Origin of the sequence: Loigolactobacillus backii (assembly GCF_003946275.1) — a bacterium.
Taxonomy (GTDB): domain Bacteria; phylum Bacillota; class Bacilli; order Lactobacillales; family Lactobacillaceae; genus Loigolactobacillus; species Loigolactobacillus backii.
Genome location: NZ_RHNQ01000004.1, coordinates 79,681 through 85,680, shown reverse-complemented (window position 1 = coordinate 85,680; position 6,000 = coordinate 79,681). Strand labels below are relative to the sequence as shown.

Sequence of the window (6,000 nt, the reverse complement as noted above, 5' to 3'; positions counted from 1 at the left end):
GCAACAAAACGCCATTGATTTAGCTCTAGACGCTTTTCCCAGATTTAGATCTGTGTATCAAACCTATCAAGGTATCTTAAGTGCCATACACCAAAAGGATGCTAATGCGTTCCAATCCTTACTTACTAACTACCAACCCACTAGTAATCAAATGGACATAACGATCAACACGTTTATCAAAAATGGTTCAGCCCTTCTAAATAGTTGTCGTTATCCATTTTCCAACGGTCCAATTGAAGGACTTAATCGTAAAATCAAGGCATTAAAGCGTAACTGTTTTGGTTTTCGAAATATTGACAACTTCTTTATCCGGATTAGTTTAATTCATGAGTAAACAAAAAGCACATTCACCGAAGTGAATGTGCCGTTCAAAATCTCCACCAATACGATTTGACAGAGACCCAAAAAAAGCAGCCCAAAAGACTTCAGAACTTTATCGGTGGTGTCTAATAAGTAAGACACCCTGCCCATAAAATTAGTCTTTGGACCACATTTTTTCTAGTGCTGGCTATACATAACGGTTCTGCCAGTATTCAATTGACTAAATTGGTGCACTATTTCAATCATCAACTGTCCTTTAAAACACGTCCTAAGCAGCATTAAGAGGCCTTTTGATCATCCGCTAAAACCAACTGTGGTTTTCCGGAACCATTAACTGTATCCTTGGTAATAATAACTTTAGAAACGTCATCACGACTAGGTAGGTCAAACATGATATCCATCATGACCTCTTCAATAATTGAGCGTAACCCCCGCGCTCCAGTATTACGTTCAATTGCTTCGTGGGCAATTGCGTGTAGCGCGTCAGGCTTAAATTCTAACTGAACTTTATCTAAAGACAATAGCTTAGTGTACTGCTTAACTAAAGCGTTCTTTGGTTCAGTCAGAATTTTAACCAAATCATTCTCGGTCAACTTCTCTAAAGCTGCCATAATCGGAATTCGGCCAATAAATTCAGGAATTAAGCCAAATTTCATTAAATCTTCAGGAATAACTTGTTGCATCAGACTTTTTGATTCATCAAAGTTTTGTGCATCCTGACCGCCGAAACCAATTACTTTATCACCTAAACGTTCCTTAACGATATTTTCAATTCCGTCAAAGGCACCACCAACGATAAATAAAATATTGGTTGTATCAACTTGAATAAATTCTTGTTGCGGATGCTTTCGACCGCCCTGGGGTGGTACGTTCGCGATTGTACCCTCAAGAATTTTCAAGAGCGCTTGCTGCACCCCTTCACCAGAAACATCCCGGGTAATTGAAACATTTTCAGATTTTTTGGCTATTTTATCGATTTCATCAATATAGATGATTCCTTTTTGTGCTTTATCAACGTCATAATCAGCATTCTGCAAAAGTTTCAATAAAATGTTCTCAACATCTTCACCAACGTAACCAGCTTCAGTTAAGGTCGTTGCATCGGCAATCGCAAAAGGAACATTTAAGATTTTAGCCAATGTTTGCGCCAAGAAAGTTTTACCAGAACCAGTTGGTCCAATAAGCGAAATGTTACTCTTTTGTAGTTCAGTATCGCCTTCTTCGGCAACTTCCATTTGATTAACTCGCTTGTAGTGATTATAAACAGCAACTGCTAAGGCTTTTTTTGCTTCATTTTGACCAATAACGTATTGATTTAAAATAGATAAAATTTCAACTGGTTTTGGAACCTCAAGTAGATCACTGTACGCCTCATCCTGAAATTCCTCATCAATAATTTCTTTACATAAATCAATACACTCGTTACAAATATAGACACCTGGACCTGCTACAATTTTTTTAACTTGGTCTTGTGATTTTCCACAAAAAGAACAATTAACAGGGCCTTCGGTTTCTGTATTATCAAACACATTTATCAACCCCTATTCGTTTCTATTTATATTTTAGCGCAACATTCACGAATTAAATTATTCGCTGAACACTGATAAACTTTAGCATAATCTGAGCCAAGGGTAAAGAAAATAGCTTACTTAGAATTTTCCTTTGCTTGGATCGCCTAAATATCTTCGACCTTGATTGCTACTGCCGGCCTAAGAATATTACTGTTAATAAAAAGCGGGGCAAGCCCCGCTTTAAACTAAAACTTATTTATCTGCTTTTTCATCATCAACTGGTGCCTTAACATCTTTTGATTCCTTAGCAGAATCAGTAATCAATTCGATTGCCTGTTTAACCGCAATATCGTGTTTTAGCATATCATCAGTTAAAGAACTACGAACTTGTTTTTCTTCCATACTGTATTCACTGGCCAAATCTTTAATTTCATCGTTAATTTGATCTTCGGTTGGTTCAATCTTTTCAGCCGCAACAACTGCCTCAAGAACAAGATTAGTTTTAACCCGTGTTTCGGCATCTGAACTAAATTGTTTCTTTAAGTCGTCTTCAGAAGTTCCTGTCAACTGATAATACATCTTAGGGTCAATGCCCTGACGTTGCATATTGCCAAGATACTGGTCCATCTGGCGTTGAACTTCTTCGTTAACCATTGCTTCAGGAACATCCTGAATTTCAGAATTATCAACTGCCTGCTTAATAGCAGCATCCTGAATGGCCTCAGTAGCAGAATCATCCTTCTTTTCTTGTAAATCCTTTTTAATTTTAGCCTTTAATTCATCTAAAGTATCAACGTCTTCGTCAACATCCTTAGCGAATTCATCATCAAGTGCAGGTAATTCCTTTGCCTTAACTTCATGAAGTTTAGTTGCAAAAATTGCATCCTTGCCGGCAAGATCCTTTGCTTGATAATCTTCAGGGAAAGTAACTTTAACGTTGACGTCTTCGCCAGCCTTATGACCAACTAATTGATCTTCGAAACCAGGGATGAATGAGTTAGAACCTAATTCTAACGAATAGTTATCGGCTGAACCACCGTCAAATGCTTCGCCATCAACAGTCCCTTTATAATCAATAACAACCGTATCACCTGATTCAGCTGGCTTATCTTCTTTTAAGACTAATTCAGCTTGTTGTTGTTGCTTACTTTCAAGATCCTTTTCAACATCATCATCGGTTACTGTCCGGTCCTGTTCTGGAACAGCTAAACCTTTGTAGTTGCCTAAAGTAACTTCTGGTTTGACAGTTACCTGAGCAGTAATTACCCAAGGCTTGCCTGCATCCATACTCTTAACGTCAACTTTTGGTTGATCAACAGGTTCGATTTTTGCTTCATCAACGGCCTGTTGATAAACATCAGGTAGTAAGATGTTTAAAGCATCTTCATATAAAGCTGCTTCACCATACATATGATTAAAGACTTGGCGTGATACCTTGCCTTTACGAAAACCAGGTACGTTTAAATTTTTCTTAACGCGATCAAATGCTTTGTTTAGACCTTCGTTAATTTTTTCTTGATCAATTTCAAAAGTTAATTCGCCAGTAGTGGCGTCCTTTTTTTCCCATTTTGCTGCCATTAGTTTTCCTCCGAAATTCTTATTTTAACAATTAGCTATCAATTGCATACTCTATGATTTTAACGTAATTCACCAGTCTTGTAAATCATTCTAACCAAAAAAGCACCGTTTTATCGCTAATTTACTTATTTTTTGATAAAAAAAAGACACGGAAAAAATTTCCGTGCCAAAAATTTAAAATCTATTCGTCGATTTCAGTTACGACACCGGCACCAACAGTACGTCCGCCTTCACGAACAGTAAACTTAGTCCCTTTTTCAACTGCAACTGGTGCAATTAAATCAACTGAGAATTCAACGTTATCGCCAGGCATAACCATCTCAACGTTTTCTGGCAAAGTAATAACACCAGTAACATCAGTTGTATGGAAATAGAACTGAGGACGATAGTTTGAGAAGAATGGTGTATGACGACCGCCTTCTTCTTTGCTTAAGATATAAGCTTGGCCCTTAAATTTATCATGAACCTTGATTGAACCTGGTTTAGCTAATACTTGACCACGGACAACTTGTTCACGGTTAACACCACGAAGCAAGACACCAACGTTATCGCCAGCTTCACCATAATCCAATGTCTTACGGAACATTTCAAGTCCTGTAACAGTAGATTTAAGAACTTCTGGTTCTAAGCCAAGAATTTCAACTTCATCGCCAACTTTAACCATACCACGATCAATACGACCAGAAGCAACTGTACCACGACCAGTGATCGTAAATACATCTTCAACGGGCATCAAGAATGGTAATTCATTGTTACGTTCTGGAGTTGGGATGTAGTCATCGACAGCATCCAATAATTCCATAATGTGTGCTTCTTCGTCTTTGTCGCCTTCAAGAGCCTTCAAAGCAGAACCACGGATAAATGGAATATCATCACCAGGATAATCGTATTCTGATAATAATTCACGTGTTTCCATTTCAACTAAGTCAGTTAATTCTGGATCATCAACTAAATCAGTCTTGTTTAAGAAAACAACGATGTATTCAACACCAACCTGACGAGCAAGTAAAATATGTTCACGTGTCTGAGGCATAGGACCATCTGTTGCAGCAACAACTAAGATGGCACCATCCATTTGAGCGGCACCAGTGATCATGTTCTTGATGTAATCAGCATGTCCTGGAGCATCAATATGAGCATAATGACGTTTTTCAGTTTCGTATTCAACGTGTGCAGTGTTGATAGTAATACCACGTTCACGTTCTTCGGGAGCTGAATCAATTGTTGCGTAATCTTCGGCTTTAGCTAAGCCCTTAGCAGCTAATACCTTTGTAATTGCTGCCGTTAAAGTTGTTTTCCCGTGATCAATATGGCCGATCGTACCAATATTAACATGGGGTTTTGTTCGTTCATAATGTTCTTTTGCCATTAAATGAAACCTCCTGTATTTTTCGCAAGAATAATCCAGCAATTAGACAAAGCTAATGCCAGCAATCCTTTACTAGTTATTATACAACTTCCCTAGCTAAAAGCCAAGCACAGTACCTGTTCTCAACCAAGGAAGAATCCATTTAGATATTATATAGACTTCTGTGAACTTTGTAAATAGCTTTGCCCAAATATTTAACCATTTTTCAAAAAAATGTTTAAAACCTATAAGGTTAAAATGTTAGTTGTTTCTCTAAGCTTCTCCTGCCATTGCTGGATCTGGGTTAGATTTTCACTATCAATTTGTTTCTTATTCAATTTATCTGTTGTGTAAAAATCCAAATAAACAGCTAACCACAAAGTTGGATCCTTAACCACTTTATCAGCAAACGGGTAAAGATAAGCCGCATGCAAATTAATTTCTTCAGTTAGGTTTTGGTAGACAATTGGATCATCATTACCAACTTTTTCTGCCAATAATTGCTTCAAAGTGATAATACTTTTATATTCCATAATGGGTAATAGGCGCTCAGGTATAACTTGATATTCTTTATTATCTAACCAAAGCAAGGATACTTCATCACTAACCCGCATTTTTTGAAGATCCGCAAGAACGTTCGCCTTTAATAACGGGTGAACAAATGGATTCCGTAAAAGCCACTTAGCCGTCACTGTAAATTCTTCTTTCGGTAATTGGTTTGCCTGTTTCAAAAGGTCCATTTGTTCATAAATGGAACGATCGCTTAAATTATATAACGCCTTTTGTAGCTCCTTTAAGTGTGCAGCTTCCTCGTGGCGGTACTTGTTTTCAGCGCCTTTGATATGCTTTTGGGTTTCCATCCAAAAATGAATGTCGGCCGCCTTTGCTTTTGCCAAATGTTGATCACAAATTTGTGTTGCCTTTACAAAATCATGTGCTGTTAACAAAAGTGAAATATAAAACGAAATTAAACTCAATGATGCCTGATAATCATTCTCATACTCACCGGCAACTTGACGGGCCACCAAGTATTGGCCTGATTCCATTAATGCTGTTGCCAATAACAAATTAGTATTAAAGTCTTGTTTGGTTTGGTAGGCAGCAGAAAAATTATCTGCCGCTACTTTCCAATCTTCTTTCTTGGCCGCTGCCTTTCCAAGCATGATAAAACGATCAAAATTTTTTGGAAAGGGAATTTGCTCACCCACTAAATCACGTCTCCTTTGCAGCTTTAAAATTAAT

At 37.7% G+C, this 6,000-nt stretch carries 5 protein-coding genes; 1 reads left to right on the top strand and 4 read right to left on the bottom strand.

What is annotated here, in order from left to right:
• Positions 1–334, top strand: a 334-nt coding sequence (locus EKM61_RS01830) for a transposase (RefSeq protein ID WP_164505758.1), incomplete at its 5' end; no start/stop codon positions are given.
• Between the two features lie 265 nt (positions 335–599).
• On the opposite strand, the gene clpX is transcribed toward EKM61_RS01830, so the two are convergent.
• The 4 genes from clpX to EKM61_RS01810 form a co-directional block, all read right to left on the bottom strand.
• Positions 600–1,850 carry an ATP-dependent Clp protease ATP-binding subunit ClpX gene (clpX, locus tag EKM61_RS01825; RefSeq protein WP_068224733.1) on the bottom strand — a complete coding sequence of 417 codons (1,251 nt, stop codon included), beginning with the start codon at positions 1,848–1,850 and terminating at the stop codon, positions 600–602.
• Positions 1,851–2,084: 234 nt separating this feature from the next.
• Complete coding sequence (gene tig / locus EKM61_RS01820; protein WP_068224736.1) at positions 2,085–3,410, bottom strand: trigger factor; 1,326 nt, start codon at positions 3,408–3,410, stop codon at positions 2,085–2,087.
• Positions 3,411–3,591: 181 nt separating this feature from the next.
• A complete protein-coding gene (tuf, locus tag EKM61_RS01815; protein WP_068224739.1) occupies positions 3,592–4,779 on the bottom strand; it encodes an elongation factor Tu in 1,188 nt (395 codons plus the stop codon).
• A gap of 224 nt (positions 4,780–5,003) precedes the next feature.
• A complete protein-coding gene (locus tag EKM61_RS01810) occupies positions 5,004–5,966 on the bottom strand; it encodes a hypothetical protein (protein WP_068224740.1) in 963 nt (320 codons plus the stop codon).
• Positions 5,967–6,000: the final 34 nt, after the last annotated feature.